Below are 19,859 nucleotides of genomic sequence, written 5' to 3'. Positions count from 1 at the left end.
CGATTATCGCAACCAGACCTTGCGCGAAGCTATATCGGCAATCAAAACGTCACATAAGCCTACGGGAAAAGAGGGGCCAACCGACGCCCTTTTGACCGCTGCCGTCAGGCGCGCAGCGCCGTAGCGGGACTGGAGCGCAAGGCACTGACCGCCGGGACGACGGAGATGATCGCCGCAACGGCCGCGAAACCTCCGACAAGCCATAGATCGTCGAAGACGAAGCCAACCGGCAAATGCACCGCCGTCGCAGCCGCGAGTCTCGCGGAGATCGTCAGCGCTGCGAGATAACCAAACGCGATGCCGAGCGCGATGCCGGCGGCAAACAGAATGAAGAGCTCGCCCCAGACAAGCATGACGATCGAGCGGAGCGGCGTTCCGAGCGCCCGCAAGGCACCGATCTGCCGCCGCCTGGATCCGACATGCATGATGGTGACAAGCACGATGGCGGCAATGACGATCGCTTGCGTCCCAAGCGCGATCGCCAGAAGCAGACTGCGGGCATCGCCGAGCGTCGCATAGAGCCGGGTCAACACCTCCGCTGGAAAGACGCCAAGGGTCGTGCCGGTGCGGTATTCCTGCCTGAGGCGATAGGCATCGGCAATCGTCTTCGGCTTGACGAGAACGGCGGGCACGCCCGGTGTCTGCGCGTCGAAATGCTCATCCAGCGGCGCATCAGCGTCGATATGCCCGTGTTCGTGGCCTTCATGACGATCTTGTTCAGGATTGGCCGCGCCGTGCGCATCTGCTTCATCGCCATCATGGTCGTGATATTCCCCGCCATGCATGCCGTGCAACTGCCAGACCGCCCGGATCGGCACGAGGATCGCGCGGTCCCAAGCGGTTCCCGTCGGCGCCATGCGGCCCGTGATCTTGTAGGCGATGGCCGTATGGGTTTCGCCACCGGCCTCGGGCGTGCCGTGCATTGGCTTGACTTCCGCACCGGTCGACAGGGCGACATCGGAGCCGACAACCGCTTCGCCGAGGTGTGCAAACATCGCACCTTGCGAGAGCGTTGGCGAAAGGGACGAGATCAGGCCTGTGGTTGTGCCGACGATCGGATGCCCGTAGGCAGAATCGCCGAAGCCGACGGGTGCGGCCAATTCGACACGCGGATCGTTGGCAAGGCGGGAAAGGACGGCGCCGTCCATCAGCGGCAGCGGCGCGGGCTGCAGAAAGACGGCGGAAAGCGCCAGCTGCGTCTCGCTACCCGCGGCTCCGACAAGCAGATCGAATTTCTCGGCGGCGCGAGCGCTACCGAGACGGACGGCCCGCTCCTGCAGCGTCACCGTCACGCTCAGCGCGACCGACAGGGCAATCAGCACGACAACAGCCAGCGCCCCACTCCAGAAACGCCTGAGGTCGGCAAGGATGAAGGTGATCATTGCGCGGCCACCTCTTGGCTGTCTTCCTCGATGCGCCCGCTTGCCAGATTGATGCGGCGACCAAGACGCGCGGCGAGCGCTGTGTCATGCGTGACCACGATGAGCGTCGTCCCTTCTTCTGCCGACAATTGCAGCAGCAGCTCTGCAACCTCGTTGCCTGCCTGGCGATCCAGGCTGGCGGTCGGCTCGTCGGCGACGATGACGCCCGGACGCGACAGCAGTGCGCGGGCAACGGCAACGCGCTGCATCTCGCCGCGCGACAGGGTTTCGATCTTTTGCTGCGGTCGGGCGATACCGGTCACCGCCAGCAGATAAAGCGCTCGTTCCCGTTCGCTGGCCGCAAGGCGCCGTGTCAGCTTGATCGGTAACACGACGTTCTCGAAGGCGGACAGGCCGGGAAACAGATGAAAATCCTGCATGACAAGGCCGATATTGCGGGCGCGAAAGGCGTCGCGCCGGCCTGCAGAGAGGCGCGTGATTTCCGTTCCGCTCCAGGACACGCTGCCATCCCTGACGTCTTCCAGCCCGGTAATCGCATTGACGAAGGTACTCTTGCCTGAGCCGGACGCACCCGTGATCGCAAGCCGACCGCCCGGTGGCAGATGGAAGCGGTCGATGGAGAGAACCGGTGCGGCAAGGCCGGGGAACTGCATCCTCAGGCCGGAAACATCGAGAGCGAGCATGAGGATCAAACAGTCCTGAACGAGGCGTCCCTGAGACGCAGCTGGCTGATAAAGCCGGTTTCGGGATCGGTCCACGAGCCGAACTCCAGCACGCCGCGCGCCATGATCGGCGCGTTGTACTGCACGAATGTCTGCTTGGACGAGAGATAGACGACCACGATATTATCTGGCCAGTCGGCATCGGAAGAGCAGAAGGGGCAAAGCGACATCGGGATTTCCGTGAGCACGAAGAAGGCCGCCTCCGCCTTCAAGGGCGGCGCCATGAAGCCGTTGATGGCGACGTCCTTGCCGCTCGACTGCTTGACCTTGTCGGAAAATTCGAGCCCGAGCGGACCGAAACTCTTGTAGAGCTCGCCGAAGCCTAGTTTCTCGGAGGCATTGGCACGTACCGCAATGCCCATGACAGGCAAGGCTGCGGCGGCGGCCAGAAAGTCTCGACGATTGATGGTGGCGATCTGATGCTTCGACATCGCGTACCCTCATAAAAATGGAGAAAACAGGCGGTTTCGACACCGCCTGCCCTATTCACATGGCCTGTCAGGACTTACATCTTTTCGGTGCCGAGCGCGAAAGTATCGGCCAGCACCCGGTAGACATCGCTCTGTTCCATGTAACCACGGAAGCCTTCGGCACCTGGACCTGCCGCCTGGAGCACGACATCATCGACGGCGTGGACACCGCTGTCCTCGTCCTTCGGAAGGTTGCCTTGCACGAAGACGGCGCCGGGCACATCCTTGTAGGCTTCATTTGCGACATATTCCTTCTTCTCGTTCTGGATCGCCGGAACGAAAGGACCATCGAGCTTCGGACGGAAGGTCTCGTAGTGATCAGGGCCGTTGTTGGCGGCGATAAACAGGCGGCGCGAAACGTCGACGCGGTCCGGATAGCCGTCGCCATCCTTGTCCTCATAGTTCGGGAAGCCGGCAGCCGCATAGGTGCCGACCTTCTCACGCATTTCTGTGCCCGGCTTGTTATCGTCGACAGTGCCGATGATCGAGACGCCATGCGTGTGGTCGCCGGTGACGACAACAAGCGTATCCGGGTTCTTGGCTTGGAACTCGCGGGCGACGGCAACGGCCTTGTCGAACTCGATCGTATCGACCAGAGCGCGCTCCCAATCGAGCGGATGGCTCATCTTGTCGATGGACGCACCCTCGACCATCAGGAAGAAGCCATCCGGATTCTTGGAAAGCTTGTCGAGCGCGATCTTGGTCATATCTACGAGGCCAGGCTGGTTCGGGAACTTGTCGACAGTGCCCTTCTTGAGGAATTCGCGGTCGAGCGTGACGTCGAGATTGCCGGTATGGAAAAGGCCGAGCAGCCTGTCCTGGTTCGAGCCGGCGGCAGCCGCCAGTTCGTTCTTGTCGGTCGCAACGGCATAGCCGGCATCCTTGAAGAGCGCGATATAATCCTTATCGTCCTTGCGCTTGGAACCGGGCACGCTTTTCGCCAGGAAATAGGCCGAGCCGCCGCCGAGCAGGACATCCGGCTTGACGTCATACATCATGCCGACGATATCGGCCTTGTCGCCACGCTTGCGGGTATGGGAAACGAGCGCTGCCGGCGTCGCATCCTCGACTTCGGCCGTGGTGACGATGCCAAGCGACTTCTTGCCGGTGCGGCGCAGGGCCTCGCCGATGGTTTCGACCTTGGGATCATCGAGGCTTGCTGGCGTGCGGTCGGCATAGACGCCGAGGGCGTTCACGGCCGACTTGTGGCCGGTCATGTAAGCCGACATGGTATTGGCACTGTCGGTGGCAATCGCCGAGGTCGAGGACGTGCCGATGAAGGCAACCGGCGGGATGTCGTCCATGGCGAGGCGGCCATTGGCCTTGCCTTCGGTCATGCCCTTGGACATGAGGCGGGCGCCGGTGCGATGCGCAACCGAGAGACCATCGCCGAGCAGGAAGATGATGTTCTTGGCTTTCGGCGTCGCCGAAGTGCCATAAACATCCCAGTTGACGGATTTCTTCTCGTCGCCGGCCGAAACCTCGACCTTGTACTGGCCGGGCTTTGCGAGCTTGACGCCACGCAGGATCAGGGCAGATCCGAGAACTTTGTCCTCAGCACCCTTTTCTTCGCCGACGAAATCAGCCGCCTTGCCGAAAACCGCGTCGTAGCTTTCGCCGTTAACCGTGACCTTCACGTCTTCCGGCTTCACGACCTGGCTGAATTCCACCTTGAAATCGAACGGAGAGCCGGCGAGTACCGTTGCCCGGTCCAACGGATAGACTGTCGCTGCATGGGCTGCGCCGGACATTATGGTCGCAGACATCATGGCGAGAAGAAGTTTACGCATTTACACCCCCTGCGTTTGGTTGCTTCCCGCTCCCCACATATAAAAGCCAGATGACAATCATGTAAAAATGGGTCAACTTTCCACAACCACTAATTCCAAAACAGAAACCGATAAGCAATCCTGATTGTATGTGCCGCATCTAAAATGCTGCGTACACATGCAAACGGTCCCGTCAATTCGTCGTCATCCGCAATCCATTATCATGCAAGCTATACCGATCACCGTGAGTGAAAACTTGCTATCTTAACCGAAGGGGAAAATATTACGCACGTTTCGTGAGGACTTTGAGGATTTTTCGCAATGGAAGAACAGCTCGATAAACTGGATCTACGCCTGCTGGAGGAGCTTCAGAAAGACGGCAGACTGACGAACAACGAGCTGGGTGAACGCATCGCGCTATCGCCTTCGCAATGCTCGCGCCGCCGCACGCGACTGGAGGCGGAGGGCTATATTCGCAGCTACCAGGCCAATCTCGACCGGCAGAGGCTGGGGCTGGACATGCTCGTGGTCATTTCTGTGACGCTTGCCACTCACAACAGGGACAACGCCCGCCGGTTTTCGCAGCTCATCAACGGTCTGCCCGAGGTGCTGGAAGCCTATGCGTTGACGGGCGAAATGGACTATCACCTGAAGGTCGCCACCCGCGGGCTCACCGATCTCTCCCGCTTCGTCAACGACGTGCTGCTTCCGCATGAATCGGTCCAGCATGTGAAGACGGCGATCGTCCTCGATACCCTCAAGACCTTCGAGGGATTTCCGGTTCATTTGCCGCACGGCTGATATGGCGAAGGCGCTTGGCGGTCACCGCCACGCGGCCGTGCCCTGTTGAGCGTCAAGGGCAAGTTTTGAGGGGTTGCTTTCTGCGCATACAGCCCTTCCAATCATACCAAAGACAATCTCCTTGGCGAGGATCGGCTTGCATGACCACGGATGTACAGACGCGGCATTTCGAAGAATTTGCCGAAGTCCTGCTCAGATGCAATCATCTGTATCATCCCAGCAACGATTCCATCGCCTTGCGCAATGCCGTCGAAAGCAGGCGCCAGATAGAGATATTCGACTATAGCCGCGCCGCCGATGCCTTTATGCGTGCATTCGGGATGCGGAACTCACTAAAATGCCTGCAGGCGCTCACCAGCCTTCGTGCAACTGTTCACAAGTATAGAAGAGTATGTGACCTCGGCTGCGGCTCCGGCGCTTTCAGCCTTGCCTTTGCCTATCTCGCCGGCAATCCCGAGCTTCAGCTTCACGGTCTAGACATATCCGAACATCAGCTTTCTCTCGCCCGGGAACTGATATCGGCTGCCGGACTGCCTGGGCGTTTCCAGTTCGAGCAACGAAACCTGCCGGCACCGATCGGCTATCTTCCCGACCTGACGATCTCCTCCTACTGGTTTTGCGAAAATGAGCACGTTATCGCCGACGCGGAGCTTTTCAGCCTCATGGCGGGACGGGAGATGCTTGTTGTCGATTATGAAAAGATAATCGACCGCATCGCGACCTGTCTTCCAAAAGGATTCCACATCCTCGGGCGGCACAGCGGTCACGTCGAAATTCCCCCTGCCCTGGCGGATTTCGTCGCACAGGAGAGGGCAAGCGTTTACGGCGTTCACATCGGTCGGGCGACGGGTGAGACGGGCAAATGATGTTGCTGCTCTGCTGCAAAATGCGCGCAAGCCTCTTGAAAGGCTAACAGTCGCTTCCCAGCTATTGGGCAACCCGCTGGTCCGGGCCCCTCTGGTGAGAGCCGTCGGCGCTCTTGCGATGTCGGACCGTTTCCGACATTGCGCCGACAGGGGTTTTCTCTCATGGAAACGTCTTTTCTCTTCGTCGAGTGGCTGGGAAAGCCGCTCTGGATGTGGATGAGCTTCCTGGCGCTCGTCATCGCCATCCTCTCTTTCGATCTTGGCGTCCTGCATAAGGAAAACAAGGAGATCGGCGTCGGCGAGAGCATCAAGCTCTCTGTCCTCTATATCACCCTTGGCCTCGCCTTCGGCGGCTGGGTATGGTGGTATCTCGGCGCCGATTCCGGCCTTGCCTATATGACGGGCTTCGTCGTCGAAAAAACGCTGGCTCTCGACAACGTCTTCGTCATTGCCCTCATCTTCGCCTTCTTCGCCGTGCCCCGTCTCTATCAGCACCGCGTGCTCTTCTGGGGCATTCTCGGCGTCATCGTGCTGCGCGCCATCATGATCGGCGTCGGCGCGACATTGGTGGCCGAGTTCTCATGGCTGCTCTATGTTTTCGCCGCCTTCCTCATCATCACCGGCATCAAGATGCTGGTCGTGAAGGATACCGAGCCGGATGTGTCGAAGAACCCGCTCGTGCGCTTCATGCGCAGCCGCTTCAACGTCACCGACCATCATCATGGCGAGCGCTTCTTCATCAAGCAGCCGAATCCGCAGACCGGTAAGATGGTCTGGTTCATCACGCCGCTTTTCATGGCGCTCGTGCTGATCGAAGTGGCAGACGTGATCTTCGCCGTGGATTCGGTTCCCGCAATCTTCGCGATCACCACCGATCCGTTCATCGTCTATACGTCGAATATCTTCGCGATCCTCGGCCTGCGTGCCCTCTATTTTGCGCTCGCCGCCATGATCCACCGCTTCCAATATCTGAAGCCGGCGCTGGCCATCGTGCTCGTCTTCATCGGTTCGAAGATCTTCGTCGCCGACATGCTGGATCTGGAAAAATTCCCCGCCGCCCTCTCGCTCGGCATCACCTTCGCCATCATTGCAAGCGGCGTCGGCTGGAGCCTGCTGAAGACACGCAACAAAACCGAAACCGAAAGCGCCTGATGCCGTGAGGTGCCCCCCTCCGGGGCACGTCCCTCTCCGCTTCAAACAGACCTCCGACAAGGTACAGACATGATCTCCAATCTCCTCGCAGCCCTTTTTGCAACTTTCGCCCTCGGTCCTCTGCAAGCCGAGATCGAGCGGCATGCCGTTGCCGCCGGTCAGCCGGCCGAGACCGTCAGGCAATCGCAAGCATGTCTTTCGTCCGAGGTCCCGGCGCTGGCGCGGCGCGCCTCCGAAGACACCTTCTGGACGATTTCCACCGTCATCGGCCTCTCGACCGGCTGGAGCAGCCCTGCCAATCTGCTCGACAAAAGCAATCCGGACTGTGCGCCCATCATCAAGCTTATACCAGGAAGCGGCGAAGGTGCCGATGAAGCTTGATGCTTTGTGTAAGCAAGAAATTCCGGTGACCTCATCTGGTGATGTCCGATGACAGAACAGGCTGCCGGCACGACTGAGCATGATGACCGGGCATCCACTCGCCTGCACCAGCTCGCCAGGTTCGCCCATGAACAGGGCGGCATCTCTATCGGCGAGGCGCTCTGTGGCCTCGGGCACCCGAGCTTGGCCTTTATCATTCTCTTTCTCTCGCTGCCGGCACTGATCCCGATACCGGGACCGTTCGGCGTCGTATTCGGCAGTGCGCTTGCCCTGGTGGCGGCGCAGATTGCAATCGGTCGCCGGACCATATGGCTGCCGGCCTTCCTGAGCCGGCGCAGGCTTTCGCCGTCAATCGTGGAACTCACCGTGCGTTACAGCGCGCCGATCCTCGCCAGGATCGAGACGGTCGTTCGTCCCGGACGGCTGGCTCTTTTTACGGGCGCAACCATGCAATGGCTGCTCTCGTTCCCGATCTTCCTGTTGGCGATCACCATTGCCCTGCCGATCCCGCTCGGCAACTACATGCCGGTCTTTGCCCTCGTGGCGATCGCGGTCGCCCTGATGGCACGGGACGGATTGCTGATCCTGGCGGCGCTGTTCGTCTCCGCTCTGGCTTTCGTCGCCACGGCAGGTCTTATTCGGATGGCCGTCACAGGTCTGAACGCAATCGGATCATAGACGCGCATCCCCAATATTTCGGGTCTTGCCAATGGCGGCGGGCCTGCCATTTATGCCAGCGATATATTAGTCAGCCATAAGGCCTCGGCCGTAAAATCAAATCCGCCGGAGGATTTCAGCGCATGCCATCAAAGCCCCCGTCATTCGTCCGTATGGTCACTCTCGGCAGTTCCCTCGCTGTTGCCCTTGGCGCGCAGACGGCGATCGCGCAGGAAATGGCAGCTATTTCTCCGTGGCCCGACACGCCGACCTCGCGTCTGGAAGCGCTGGCAATCCTGCAGACACTGAATGCCGATCTCCTCAGCAATGCCAGCGCCACGCTGACGCTCGATCGCTGGTGCGCTGCGCATAAGCTTGCCCCGGAAGGCTCGAAAATCGTTGCGCAGCGCGTGCGCGGTCAGGACAAGACTGCCGACACTGAAATCCGGAAACTGCTGGCGGTCGGAGCTGACGAGCCTATCGCCTATCGCCGCGTGCGCCTCGCATGCGGCGATCGCGTGCTGTCGGAGGCGGATAACTGGTATGTGCCGGCAAAGCTTACGGCAGATATGAACAAGGCCCTTGAAACGAGCGACGTCGCCTTCGGTCGGGCCGTTCAGGCCCTTAATTTCTCCCGCACGAATCTGTCGGCAAAGTTGCTTTGGTCGCCTCTCCCGCAAGGTTGGGACACCGGTGCCGATCTCCCACCATCCGCCGGCGCGCCGCTCGCCCTACCTCCGTTTCTTCTCGAACATCACGCCGTATTGAAGCTGCCGGACGGCACGCCGTTCAGTGCGCTGATCGAAAGCTATACCAGCCGCGTGCTGGACTTTCCTGTCCCGCATCTGCCAGCGCAATAGGCACGCCCTGCACCCTAACAGCCCCGGAATTCAATGCTCCGCCGCAAGCTGATTATCGAAGCGGAAAACTTTTCTCGACTTTGCAACACAGGAAAAAGCCAGTTTCACACAAGTCACCCTCGCTATCGTGGCGGCATCAGCAACGTGCGAGGAACCAATGAGCATCTTTGGTAGCATGAAAACGTCCGTTTCAGGCATGAACGCGCAAGCAAATAAGCTTAGCACCGTGTCGGACAACATCGCGAACGTCAACACGACGGCCTACAAGTCGGCAACGGCCAGCTTTTCGTCGTTGATTCTGCCATCGGGCGGCGGCAATTACAATTCCGGTAGCGTCGAGACGAATGTCAGCTATTCGGTCTCGCAGCAGGGCGATGCCATATCCACCTCGTCGGGCACCGACCTGTCGATCCGCGGCGCCGGCTTCTTTGTCGTGCAGGGCGCCGACGGCAAGACGGTTCTGACGCGCGCGGGTGACTTCACTCCGGATGCCAACGGCAATCTGGTCAATTCCGCCGGTTATACGTTGATGGGTTATTCCTATGCATCGGGAGCGCCCGCCGTCGTCGTCAACGGCTTCGATGGCCTCGTCCCGATCAACGTCAACCAAAGCGGCCTTGCCAACTCTCCCTCGACCTCCGGCAGCTTTACAGGCAACCTGAATTCGGGTGCCACAGTTGCGACCGGCGCATTGCCAAGCACCGCCTACACGGGAACGGGTGGTACGGGTGCGGCGGCTACGACTGATACCCAGAAAAGCTCGGTGGTCGGCTATGACAAGCTCGGCAACACCGTCATGTATGACATCTATTATACCAAGACGGCGGATGCCAAGCCTGCCGATCCCACCACTACTCCGCCGACCCCAGCGACATCAGGCACATGGGAAGTCGCCGTCTACCGCAATGCCGATGCGAACACGTCGGGCAGCGGATCATCCTTCCCCTACTCATCTGCCCCTGTTGCGACAAGCACGCTGACTTTCGATACAAGCGGCAACATGCTAAGTGGTGGCAGCTTTACGATCAACGATCCGAAGACTGCCGGCTCGATCGCGATGGACCTGAGCAAGATGACCCAGAAAGCCTCGGCTTTCGCTTCCACCGGGTCCACCAACGGGCAAGCAGCGGCGCCCGTCACCGGCGTGACGATCGACAAAAACGGCGTCGTCTACGCCAACTATGCGAAAGGCGATCCGAAGGCGATCTATCAGATCCCGCTGGCAACCGTTGCAAGCCCGGACAAGCTGACGCTCATGAGCGGCAACGTCTATCAGGCCAATGCCGACTCCGGTGTCACCGTCACCAGCTTCGCCAACAGCAACGGCCTCGGCTACATCCAGTCGAACTCGCTGGAAGCGTCGAATGTCGACCTAGCCGGCCAGCTCACCGACATGATCCAGGCACAGAAGAGCTACACAGCCAATTCCAAGGTGTTCCAGACGGGCGCCGACCTGCTGGACGTGCTGGTCAACCTCCAGCGCTAAGCTTCGCGCCGATCGATCACAAAAGGGCCTCCTGCGGGGCCCTTTTCTATTTCACCTTGATACGGCGGCCATGAGCTGGTGCGCCCCCAGCAATATGCATGGTTTTCTCCGCATCACAGGTTGAGCAGTTTAATCTTCATTCCGTTGGATAATGATCCAAACTCCACGGAGTTGAGAAGTAAGAGTTCCTTTGGGCATGCGTAATAGTCTCCTACGCAGCACGGGGGGTGTGATGGTAGTCCTGGACGATGGTTTCTTCTCAAGCTTCGACTGTAGCCATCGCATGGCTGCGATATTCCTCAGCAGTTTTCTGTTGCAGACAGCTATCGTCTCCAGTTTTGCCGCATTAGTTCGCAGGCCGAATCGTTATGGACCTGCGATCGAAATGCTCGACCAGGGTCCATTCTTCACGCGCAGGCGTTTGATCATATGGGCAGTCTGGGGTGTGATCTTCGCGATAGTTTCGGGGATATCAGCCTCTCTGCGAACGGTGACTGCGGTTCTGCTGGATTCGACGACGATTGTCGAAACAAGCTGTATCGGACCGTTTGCAAGTGCATACCGGCTCGATCGCGCGCAGCTGAACATAACATTCGGTCATGATTCCGAGTGGCTCACGAAGCGGCCATTAGAAAGCGCCTATCTAACGCTTAATCAAACCAGCAAGCCGCGACCGATATTTATCCACCTCAAGGGGCGGCCGGCCTCGAAGGAGCTGCAGGATTTGGCACCGGAGGCAATGGCCGATTATGGCCGATATCGATCGAGCCATGGTGCCCGCTAGTATCTTCCACTATCAATTTGACACGGCGGCTTCGAAAGAAGAAGTAGGATCCCGCACTTGGGATATTCAACGCAAGGGCTGCATGACGCCTGCCATATTTGCGCCGCGATCGCTGAGGAATGCTGACGCAAACCGGCAGAAAAATGAATCGCAGGCACAGAATTTTCCTAGTCAGCAGAGATTCCCGCGCCTGTTAGGGTCTCGTTCAGCAAAGCAGCGCACAAATATGATTTCTGGATTCGAGCGCATGACAGCCGGGCTTGTGGGGCAGGCTCGCTGTCAAAATCGCTTTAGCCGGCAGCGCCGGGTGTGGATCCAGGATATTTGATAGGAGAACCATTTCCGTGCGGTTGAGATATGCCCTTCGAAGCGTCGCCCTGATGCTCAGCCTTTGCTCCCTCGCCCTCGTCATCCCCCCCACATCGCAATCACTGGCAGCAACCCGGCAGCCGGATATTCCGGCATGGCTCGGCGTCTATGTCGGCGCCGGTGACGGGCAGATTGCCCTGCCGGTCCTGCAGAGAGCCCGTGCGCTCTACATGCGGAAAGTGAGCGAAGGCACGGTCAAAAATCCCTGCTACTTCGCCATGGACGCCACCCGTCCGAACACGCCGAATGACGGCAAGTCGGCGGGCCGCTTCTATATCGTCTGCGAGGCGACTCAGACCTTTCGTGTCGTCTCATCGGGCCACGGCAGCGGTCGCGATCTCAAAGGCGTTGCCGATTTCGGTAATGACCGCATGTGTGCGAAGAACTTCGGCAACGCGATGGATTCCAACCTGACGACGGGTGGCTCCTATCTGACGGAAGAGACGAAGACGACCTTCAAGGGTTACTACAAGCTCTCGCAGGCGAAGGAGGTCGCCTACCTTCGCACCTTCCTCCAGTTTGACGGCGAGGGCGAAACCGCCAATGCGCGGCAGCGGGCCATCGGCGGACATGCGGCGGCTAAGGTCGCCGGCATTTGCATGAAGAAAGACCCACAGAGCCCCTATGCCAACCGGGACGGATATGTTCCGCTCGGGAAGCTGGTCGAATATGCCGGCGGCCGCAGCGACGGCTGCACAAGCTGGTCAGCCTCGGATGCCAATCAGATCATCTCCATGGTGAAGGACAATCCCACGACGCTTTACATCTATCCCGAATCCTCGGACATCAAGGCGGTTGCCAAGGCCGTTGCGGCCGGACATTCCCCTGCCCAATCCGGATTGTACTGGAACGAATCCTGCCTGAAGGAAATCGGCACGCCCAAGTTCTGGCCCAAGGAGACCCTCGAGCCGATCATCGTCCAGTATAAGAAGGACCATCCCGCACCGCCTGCCCGGCCGATCCCGATCTGCGATCAGCAGTGAGTCTCGTGAAGGCTAGGTCCGGAAATTCGACAAGCTCTGGTCGCACTGATCGGCATCGCTCAGAATGACATATTCAAGGTTCTTACCATCGTGTCGATCGCAGGCATTCCCCCAACCCTTATTGCCGGCATCTATGGCATGAACTTCAAGAACATACCCGAATATGATTGGGCTTGGGGATATTAATATGGCTGGGCGGTCATCATACTCAGCACCGTCATTCCATTGGTCTGGTTCAAGGTGAAGGGCTGGTTTTGACGCAACATGTCTCGAGCAAGGTGGTCTTTCTGCATAAGGGCGTGATAGAAGAAGGCAAGCTGGCCGAGATGTTCACATTACCTAGATCGCTTCGGTTCCGCCAGTTTCTCGCTCAAGAACGCTGACTAAGTGCAGTAAAAAGTCGCGACGGTATATCCGAAATACCTTTCAATAGAATATCGACGGCTTGTTCGGCATCGGTGGTCCAAGGCGGATACGCCTTAATGGGTCATTGCCAATAGAGCGATGACGGAGGATGTCCATCACTCTCGGACTGTTGTGAACTGCCTTACCAGCCATAGCTGAAGGTGGCGCCAATACCGTTATCCCCATCCTGTACCACGTTGGTTTCCGTATTTCGCCCGTATTGGAAAATGCCATAGGCATTGTTATTGCCATTCTGCTGCAAGGTCGCGGAATGGCCATTGCCCCGTTGCTGGATGAAACCGATGTTACCGCGGCCAGCCTGAGCGATGCCGGCCGCATTCCCCCGTCCCAGCTGCCGGATGTCGGCACCCTTCAGATCGCGGTAGAGCGAATAGACTCGCAATCCGGTGGAGAAAATATTGGCATCCTCGGCATTATCCGGCGCGAGGTTGAACGAGATCCGGCCGCCAGCATAGGCTGGCGCGTCCAATGCCACCTGCCCCAGGGTCCCGGCAAGAAGGGTGACGGTAAGGATCTTAAACACGCTGCGGGTCATCCTGATCTCCATGTGTCGGCTGCCTTGGCCGATGATCAACTCTCGCATTTCGCGGCTGAACCAATTCGGAATTACCCGTTCAGTTCTCGTTCAGTCATTTCAGGCTGATGAAAGACAAAAGGGCGCCGGAAGTCGGCGCCCTTTTAGGGAATTTGCGGGGTCTTGTAGGCCGATCAGTCGTCGCCGCTTCGCTTTATGCAGCTGAAACTCTTGTTTCCGATCACGACATCCAGCGTCGCCTTGTATTCCGTTCCTTTGGAGTCGAGCGAAACGGAGCTGAGGATTGCTGCCTGTCCCGCCTTGGCGTCGAAATCGCCACTTTGGTTGATTGCGGAACTTCCACCGTTTCCGGCTTTTTCGACATGGAAAGTGTAGGTCCCGCCGACATGCTTGTCGGCGTGGACGAGCGCATCCAGTCTCACCATACCTGCTCCAGGCGTTGCCTTGATTTCGCAAAGCCGTGCCCCATCGGATTGATTGGCCGCAGTCATGGCCGCTACCGCGCCGACGGGAAGCAGGACCAGCGCTAGAATCGCCATCAGGTGGCGCGGATATTTGACGTTATTTGCCATGGATCATCCTCCTAACGGCCTGCAGTTGGTATCCTGGTGTCTTTGTCGTTGCGCAGTCGTGTCCGTGCCTTAAGGGCATGCCTGGACGAAGGCCGCGACATTGCCGTTACCGCCCTGGCTGACATTGGCGCTGCAACCATGACCGACCTGTACGCCGGCCGCGATATTGCCATTCCCGTCCTGGGTAAGGATGGTTGTATGGTTGGAGCCGAACTGACCGATGCCGGCTACGTTGCGGTCGCCGTTCTGATAGGTGGCGCCATAGTTGTCATGGCCCTCCTGGCCGACCGCCGAAAGATTGTGACGACCATATTGATGGCCGATGATCCGGTTATAACCGCCGTTCTGATAGGTTCTGATCCGATTTCCGTATCCTTCCTGAGCGCCGCCTGCGGAGTTCGACCAGCCATATTGTTCGATACGCACATCATTGGCCATGGCGGGGGCTGCGGCGGTGATGCCGACGAGTGCGACGAGTGCGGTTGCAATGATAGACGTGCGGATCATGACTAAGTCTCCTCAGGCGGATAGGACCGCGGTTGAACGTCTCCCTTCTATAATTTGCCCTTGGAACGGAAGCTGAAGGCACTATTCAGACAGCGTTCATTCGCAGAGATCCGCACCCGCGCCGTCGAGGAGCGAGCGCCCCATGCTATGGCGACGCCGCTCCAACGCTCGCATTCGGGCACGTAAAACCTCTTCAATGAGCCGGAGGCAGATCAGGCACCGTTGCGATGCCTGATCTGGTCGTTCTCTTTGCGATCGTGCCTTAGATCTGGGCGTGACCGCCGTCGACGAAGAGTTCGATGCCGTTTATGAAGGAAGCGTCGTCGGAGGCCAGGAATAGGACGGCCTTGGCGATCTCTTCCGGTTGCCCGACGCGGCCGGCAGGGATGAGGCTCGCGAGGTAATTCTTCGTGTTCTCCGCGCTCTCACCATTGCCGAAGAGTTCGTTGAGGCCGGCTGTCTCCGTCACGCCAGGACTAATTGCATTGACGCGAATATGGCGATCCTTGAGATCGAGGATCCAGTTGCGGGCGAAGTTGCGCACGGCGGCCTTGGTTGCAGAGTAGACGCTGAAGGCAGGTGTGCCGGAAATGCTCGTCGTCGACGAGGTGAGGACAATCGAACCGCCGTCGCGCAGGAGCGGCAACGCCTTCTGCACGGTGAAGAGTGTGCCCTTCACGTTGGTGTCGAATGTCTTCTGATAATGTTCTTCGGTAATCGCGCCGAGAGGCACCATCTCGCCGCCGCCGGCATTCGCAAAAACCACATCGATGTGCGAATGCTCCTGCTGAACAGCATCATACAGGCGGTCGATATCGACAAGCTTGCTCATATCGGCCTGCACACCTTTGACACGGCCGCCGATCTGCCGAATGGCAGCATCGAGCGCTTCCCTGCGCCGGCCCGTGATGAAGACCGCAGCTCCTTCCTGGGAGAAAGCTTTTGCGGTGGCAAGGCCAATGCCGCTCGTGCCGCCGGTTACAATCACGACCTTGTTTTCGAATTTCCTGCTCACTGTCATGCTCCTTTGTTGCGGCTGGTTGCCGTTGAGAAGAACATGCCAGCAGAACGATGCTGCAAATAGCAGGCAAATTTGATACTCATCGTTCCAAATGGAGAACGATGATGCGATCTGACCTCAACGATCTATTCTACTTCGCCGAGGTCGTCGCCCACGGCGGGTTCGCCGCCGCGGGACGAGCTCTGCGCGAGCCGAAGTCGAAGCTGAGCCGGAGAGTTGCGGGGCTGGAAGAACGGCTCGGAGTGCGACTGATCGAAAGATCGAGCCGCCGCTTTCGGGTGACCGATATCGGCCAATCCTTCTATGAGCGCTGCAAGGCGATGCTGGCGGAAGCCGAGCGCGCCGAAGCCCTGGTGGCCGAAGCTCAATCGGAGCCACATGGCCTGATCCGTATGAGCTGTCCGACAGGATTGGTCGAACCGATCTCAGCGCTTGTGATGCAATTCCTGACACGGCATCCGAAGGTGCGCCTGCAACTCGTCGCGATCGATCGCCCGGTCAACCTCATCGAGGAACGGATCGATGTCGCGCTCCGGGTCCGAACATCGCTCGATGGCGATGCGTCGCTGACCATGCGGTCGCTCGGAAATTCGGTCCGGATTCTCGTCGCAAACCCACAGGTCGCCGCCCGCATCCACAGCCTCAATGACCTGTCGACCCAACCGACGCTTTCGACGACGGATGACCAGAGTGAGGTCAATTGGTTTCTCGAGTCGGAGGAGGGCAAGACGCATATATTCCGCCATGAGCCGAGAATGGGCTGCGCCGACTTTACTGCCGTGAGGGCAGCCGCGCTTGCAGGGCTGGGCGTCGCATTGTTGCCCGATCACACTTGCCGGCAAGCGCTCGATCAGGGCGAACTCGTGCGCGTATTGCCAACCTGGCGCGGGGTGAAGGGATTGGTCCATATTGTGTTCACGACGCGCCGCGGTCTTCCGCCAGCGGTCCGCAGTTTCATCGATAGCCTCGCCGCCGGTTTCCCCAAGGATGCACTGGTGCGCTAAGGCAATTCTCAGCCTTGTGCCAAGTCGAACGCACCCTTAAATTTGCACACTGTTTGTGCAAATTTTTCTATTGCTTAATTTTACACCAGAATCGTGACGCCCTCTTGGCAACAAAATCAATAGGTTACGATCTGGCACACCGCTTGCTTCGTATTTTGCTGAGTTGGTGGCTAGGGTTCCGGCGCTCCGTTGAGAGCGTGGCTGGTCCGAGAGCCACCACCGGCTGGGGGAGAAATCCCACCGGATGCACGGCGGGATAAAAGCCCGGGAGACCTCGTAAGCCAAGGGATTGGCGGCGCGATGGTCTTTGCCGATCCCTTTTTGACAAAAGCAAAAGGGGAATTTCAATGCAGACTTTTTCGAAAATCCTTTCCGTTACAGCCCTGTCCGTTTCGCTGGCCCTCGGGCTCGGTTCCGCCGCCAGTGCTGCGCCGAAGACCAGCTTCAAGGTCGCCTGGTCGATCTATGTCGGCTGGATGCCCTGGGGCTATGCAAGCGACCACGGCATCGTCAAGAAATGGGCCGACAAATATGGAATCAATATCGAGGTCACCCAGTTTAACGACTACGTCGAGTCGATGAACCAGTATACGGCCGGCGCCTTCGACGCGGTGACGCTGACCAACATGGACGGCCTGTCGATTCCCGCTGCCGGCGGCGTCGACACGACGGCCGTCATCGTCGGCGACTTCTCGAACGGCAATGACGCCGTCATCCTCAAGGACAAGACGAGCCTTGCCGACATCAAGGGCCAGAACGTCAACCTCGTCGAATATTCCGTTTCGCACTATCTGCTTGCCCGCGCCCTCGACAGCGTCAAGCTCAACGAACGCGACGTGAAGGTGGTCAACACCTCGGATGCCGATATGGTCGCGGCCTACAAGACGCCTGACGTCTCGGCTGTTGTCACCTGGAACCCGCTGGTTTCGACCATTCTCGAGGACCCGACGGCCAAGAAAGTCTTCGACAGTTCGCAGGTGCCAGGCGAAATCATCGACCTGATGGTCGCCAACAGCAATGTGCTCAAGGACAACCCGAATTTCGGCAAGGCACTCGCCGGTATCTGGTATGAAACGGCCGCGCTTATGAAGGCCGACACGCCGGAGGGCAAGGCCGCCCGCGAGGCCATGGGTAAGGCATCGGGCACCGACCTCAAGGGCTTCGAGGCGCAGCTCGCCGCAACCCGGCTTTTCGACAAGCCCGCCGACGCGCTTTCCTTCACCACCTCGCCGAACCTGCCGAAGACCATGGATCTGGTGCGCAACTTCCTCTTCCAGAAGGGGCTTCTGGGCAATGGCGCGCCTTCCGCCGATGTCATCGGCATCGAAATGCCCGACGGCAAGGTCCTCGGCGACGGCAACAACGTCAAGCTTCGCTTCACCGAAGCCTACATGAAGTCGGCCACCGACGGGTCGCTCTAAGCCTCCTTGAACGGCGGCGCGCCAGCGCCGCCAGCCTTTCCGCGGAGCCTTTCATGCGCTGGATCAATACCAAGCCAAGTCCCGGTGCGCAGCTTGCCTTGACGCTTTTGCCGTTTGCGCTGCTCATCATTGCCTATGCGATCGGCTCTGCCTCAAGGCTTGCCGAAAACGCCAATGACAAGCTGCTTCCGAATTTCGCCGGCTTTGCCGACGCCATCAACCGCATGGCCTTCATCGCCGATCCGCGCACGGGAGATTACCTTCTGTGGTCCGATACCGGGGCAAGCCTCGTCCGGCTGCTCTCCGGCCTTGGCATTTCCACGGCGATCGCGCTTTGCCTGGGCATGCTGATCGGCATGCTGCCCTATTTGAGAGCGCTTCTTTCGCCTTTCGTCGCCGTCATTTCCATGGTCCCGCCGCTGGCATTGCTACCCATCCTCTTCATCGTCATGGGCCTTGGGGAAACCTCCAAAATCGCCCTGATCGTCATCGGCGTCGCACCGACGATGGTCCGGGATCTGGCCCTGAAGGCGCTGGAACTGCCGCGCGAACAGATCGTCAAGGCCGAGACGCTTGGCGGCTCATCCTGGCAGATCGCCCTTCGTGTCGTGCTGCCGCAGATCCTGCCGCGGCTGATAACCTGCCTCAGGCTGCAGCTCGGCCCGGCCTGGCTGTTCCTGATCGCCGCCGAAGCGATCTCGTCCGATTCCGGCCTCGGCTACCGCATCTTCCTCGTTCGCCGCTACCTCTCGATGGACGTGATCTTTCCCTATGTTGTCTGGATCACACTGCTCGCCGTGCTCATGAACTACCTGCTCGATCGCATCCGCATCGCCGTCTTCCCCTGGTCCGAACTGGAGAAGCAGGCATGAGCGAACTCAAAATCGAAAAGGTCTGGAAGGAATATGGCGACCAGATCGTGCTTGAGGATGTCTCGCTGACGGTCGACTCGCGTGCCTTCGTCGCGCTCGTCGGGCCCTCCGGCTGCGGCAAGTCCACCTTCCTGCGCATGCTTTTGGGGCAGGAGCAGCCGACACGCGGGACGATCCTGCTCGATGGCGCGGCGCTGCCTGCGGAACCCGGCGCCGATCGCGGCGTGGTCTTCCAGCGCTATTCGGTCTTTCCGCATCTGACAGCACTCGGCAACGTGCTGCTCGGCAAGGAGCTCGCCGCCTCGCGCTACAAGGCTAGGTTGTTCGGCTCGGCGCGCCGGAACGCCATAGAGGAGGCACGCCAGCTTCTTGCGGAAGTCGGTCTTGCCGGCGCCGAGATCAAATATCCGGCCCAGCTTTCCGGCGGCATGCAGCAGCGCCTGGCTCTTGCCCAGGCGCTCATCATGCGGCCGAAAGTGCTGCTGCTCGACGAACCCTTCGGTGCGCTCGATCCGGGCATCCGCGCCGAAATCCATACGCTGATGAAACGCCTCTGGCACGAGACGCAGATGACCGTGGTCATGGTGACCCATGACATGCGCGAGGCCTTCACGCTTGCGACCCGCGTCGTCGCCTTCGAGCGCCGCCGCGACCGGCCGGAGGAGAAGGAGCGCTACGGCGCGACCATTACCAAGGACATTTCCATCTGGCCGCCGCGCATTGCCGGCACAGCCTCGATCTTTGGCCCCGACCGGGACGGCCCGGTCTCTTCCCTGGGGCACCGCCGGGACGACCTGGCACCATCGGGAGACATTTAGC

The 19,859-nt window shown here is 59.3% G+C and carries 22 protein-coding genes, 2 pseudogenes and 1 riboswitch; of the genes and pseudogenes, 16 read left to right on the top strand and 8 right to left on the bottom strand.

Going from position 1 to position 19,859, the window contains the following annotated elements; translation table 11 throughout:
- Positions 1-104: 104 nt before the first annotated feature.
- The 4 genes from ACK83U_RS21540 to ACK83U_RS21525 all read right to left on the bottom strand — a co-directional run bounded on the left by ACK83U_RS21540 (position 105) and on the right by ACK83U_RS21525 (position 4,364).
- Positions 105-1,382, bottom strand: a complete 1,278-nt coding sequence (locus tag ACK83U_RS21540) for an ABC transporter permease (protein WP_112608605.1) — start codon at positions 1,380-1,382, stop codon at positions 105-107.
- Complete coding sequence (locus ACK83U_RS21535) at positions 1,379-2,065, bottom strand: ABC transporter ATP-binding protein (RefSeq protein WP_112414217.1); 687 nt, start codon at positions 2,063-2,065, stop codon at positions 1,379-1,381. The genes ACK83U_RS21540 and ACK83U_RS21535 overlap by 4 nt, the downstream gene beginning before the upstream one ends.
- Before the next feature lie 5 nt (positions 2,066-2,070).
- Complete coding sequence (locus ACK83U_RS21530) at positions 2,071-2,535, bottom strand: hypothetical protein (RefSeq protein ID WP_112608603.1); 465 nt, start codon at positions 2,533-2,535, stop codon at positions 2,071-2,073.
- A gap of 74 nt (positions 2,536-2,609) precedes the next feature.
- Complete coding sequence (locus ACK83U_RS21525) at positions 2,610-4,364, bottom strand: alkaline phosphatase (protein WP_112608601.1); 1,755 nt, start codon at positions 4,362-4,364, stop codon at positions 2,610-2,612.
- Between the two features lie 300 nt (positions 4,365-4,664).
- Here ACK83U_RS21525 and ACK83U_RS21520 point away from each other — a divergent pair, with 300 nt between their 5' ends.
- From ACK83U_RS21520 to ACK83U_RS21465, 12 genes and pseudogenes are all read left to right on the top strand, one after another.
- Complete coding sequence (locus ACK83U_RS21520; protein ID WP_015343530.1) at positions 4,665-5,144, top strand: Lrp/AsnC family transcriptional regulator; 480 nt, start codon at positions 4,665-4,667, stop codon at positions 5,142-5,144.
- Between the two features lie 140 nt (positions 5,145-5,284).
- On the top strand, positions 5,285-6,010 hold the full coding sequence (locus tag ACK83U_RS21515) for an SAM-dependent methyltransferase (protein ID WP_112608599.1): 726 nt from the start codon (positions 5,285-5,287) through the stop codon (positions 6,008-6,010).
- A 162-nt stretch (positions 6,011-6,172) separates the two neighbouring features.
- Entirely contained in the window at positions 6,173-7,162 is a 990-nt protein-coding gene (locus tag ACK83U_RS21510; RefSeq protein WP_112608597.1) for a TerC family protein, read from the top strand.
- A 69-nt stretch (positions 7,163-7,231) separates the two neighbouring features.
- Entirely contained in the window at positions 7,232-7,543 is a 312-nt protein-coding gene (locus ACK83U_RS21505) for a hypothetical protein (RefSeq protein WP_112608595.1), read from the top strand.
- Positions 7,544-7,591: 48 nt separating this feature from the next.
- A complete protein-coding gene (locus ACK83U_RS21500) occupies positions 7,592-8,221 on the top strand; it encodes an exopolysaccharide biosynthesis protein (RefSeq protein ID WP_112608593.1) in 630 nt (209 codons plus the stop codon).
- Positions 8,222-8,343: 122 nt separating this feature from the next.
- Positions 8,344-9,060 (top strand): hypothetical protein, encoded by a 717-nt coding sequence (locus tag ACK83U_RS21495; RefSeq protein ID WP_112608591.1) that lies wholly within the window; start codon positions 8,344-8,346, stop codon positions 9,058-9,060.
- A gap of 157 nt (positions 9,061-9,217) precedes the next feature.
- A complete protein-coding gene (locus ACK83U_RS21490; RefSeq protein WP_112608589.1) occupies positions 9,218-10,546 on the top strand; it encodes a flagellar hook protein FlgE in 1,329 nt (442 codons plus the stop codon).
- A gap of 196 nt (positions 10,547-10,742) precedes the next feature.
- Entirely contained in the window at positions 10,743-11,330 is a 588-nt protein-coding gene (locus ACK83U_RS21485; RefSeq protein WP_162708056.1) for a hypothetical protein, read from the top strand.
- Positions 11,296-11,658: a hypothetical protein gene (locus ACK83U_RS21480; RefSeq protein WP_162708055.1), complete on the top strand. Its 363-nt coding sequence runs from the start codon at positions 11,296-11,298 to the stop codon at positions 11,656-11,658. The genes ACK83U_RS21485 and ACK83U_RS21480 overlap by 35 nt, the downstream gene beginning before the upstream one ends.
- A gap of 16 nt (positions 11,659-11,674) precedes the next feature.
- Positions 11,675-12,682 (top strand): hypothetical protein, encoded by a 1,008-nt coding sequence (locus ACK83U_RS21475; protein ID WP_112608585.1) that lies wholly within the window; start codon positions 11,675-11,677, stop codon positions 12,680-12,682.
- Between the two features lie 33 nt (positions 12,683-12,715).
- Positions 12,716-12,940, top strand: a pseudogene (locus tag ACK83U_RS21470) (CorA family divalent cation transporter); the annotation flags it as partial.
- Between the two features lie 2 nt (positions 12,941-12,942).
- A pseudogene (locus tag ACK83U_RS21465) lies at positions 12,943-13,065 on the top strand (histidine/lysine/arginine/ornithine ABC transporter ATP-binding protein); the annotation flags it as partial.
- A gap of 164 nt (positions 13,066-13,229) precedes the next feature.
- On the opposite strand, the gene ACK83U_RS21460 reads toward ACK83U_RS21465, so the two are convergent.
- From ACK83U_RS21460 to ACK83U_RS21445, 4 genes are all read right to left on the bottom strand, one after another.
- Entirely contained in the window at positions 13,230-13,643 is a 414-nt protein-coding gene (locus ACK83U_RS21460) for a curlin (protein WP_162708054.1), read from the bottom strand.
- Between the two features lie 173 nt (positions 13,644-13,816).
- Positions 13,817-14,215: a curli-like amyloid fiber formation chaperone CsgH gene (csgH, locus tag ACK83U_RS21455; protein WP_112608583.1), complete on the bottom strand. Its 399-nt coding sequence runs from the start codon at positions 14,213-14,215 to the stop codon at positions 13,817-13,819.
- Positions 14,216-14,284: 69 nt separating this feature from the next.
- Positions 14,285-14,722, bottom strand: a complete 438-nt coding sequence (locus tag ACK83U_RS21450) for a curlin (RefSeq protein ID WP_112398897.1) — start codon at positions 14,720-14,722, stop codon at positions 14,285-14,287.
- A 262-nt stretch (positions 14,723-14,984) separates the two neighbouring features.
- Complete coding sequence (locus tag ACK83U_RS21445) at positions 14,985-15,737, bottom strand: SDR family NAD(P)-dependent oxidoreductase (RefSeq protein WP_112410304.1); 753 nt, start codon at positions 15,735-15,737, stop codon at positions 14,985-14,987.
- A 110-nt stretch (positions 15,738-15,847) separates the two neighbouring features.
- Here ACK83U_RS21445 and ACK83U_RS21440 point away from each other — a divergent pair, with 110 nt between their 5' ends.
- The 4 genes from ACK83U_RS21440 (at position 15,848) to ACK83U_RS21425 (ending at position 19,858) form a co-directional block, all read left to right on the top strand.
- Complete coding sequence (locus tag ACK83U_RS21440; protein WP_112608581.1) at positions 15,848-16,747, top strand: LysR substrate-binding domain-containing protein; 900 nt, start codon at positions 15,848-15,850, stop codon at positions 16,745-16,747.
- Between the two features lie 159 nt (positions 16,748-16,906).
- Positions 16,907-17,020, top strand: a riboswitch (guanidine-I (ykkC/yxkD leader).
- A 74-nt stretch (positions 17,021-17,094) separates the two neighbouring features.
- Positions 17,095-18,168, top strand: a complete 1,074-nt coding sequence (locus ACK83U_RS21435) for a putative urea ABC transporter substrate-binding protein (protein ID WP_112608579.1) — start codon at positions 17,095-17,097, stop codon at positions 18,166-18,168.
- A gap of 53 nt (positions 18,169-18,221) precedes the next feature.
- Complete coding sequence (locus ACK83U_RS21430) at positions 18,222-19,040, top strand: ABC transporter permease (protein WP_112608577.1); 819 nt, start codon at positions 18,222-18,224, stop codon at positions 19,038-19,040.
- Complete coding sequence (locus tag ACK83U_RS21425; protein WP_112608575.1) at positions 19,037-19,858, top strand: ABC transporter ATP-binding protein; 822 nt, start codon at positions 19,037-19,039, stop codon at positions 19,856-19,858. Before ACK83U_RS21430 ends, ACK83U_RS21425 begins: the two co-directional genes overlap by 4 nt.
- Position 19,859 lies beyond the last annotated feature (1 nt).

This window comes from Rhizobium sp. WW22 (assembly GCF_047041135.1).
GTDB lineage: Bacteria > Pseudomonadota > Alphaproteobacteria > Rhizobiales > Rhizobiaceae > Rhizobium.
This window is presented reverse-complemented; position numbering and strand designations above follow the sequence as displayed.